General features: G+C 45.4%; 1 protein-coding gene. It reads left to right on the forward strand.

The genetic code is table 11. The features are described 5' to 3' along the window. The coding region (locus ACXAG2_RS20950; RefSeq protein WP_474870278.1) for a hypothetical protein at positions 1-227 on the forward strand (227 nt) is incomplete at both ends.

Genomic DNA, 227 nt, shown 5'->3' on the forward strand with positions numbered 1-227 from the left:
AGTCAGGAAACTACACCGTTGTTGTGCAGGATGGAGCTATCGCTTACTCCAACGACCATGATGACACCGGCGATTATCGTATCTATTTTGTAAAGCCACCGTTCAATGAACATGGCATGCTGATTAACGGCAGTTTTGTTGATGAAACCATTGAGTATGGTGATATCGATACCTGGCAGTTTGAAGGTAGTGCCGGTGAAGAAGTCACACTGCACATTACCGACGAA

The sequence above is a fragment of the Alteromonas sp. ABH4_456 genome (assembly GCF_056160645.1).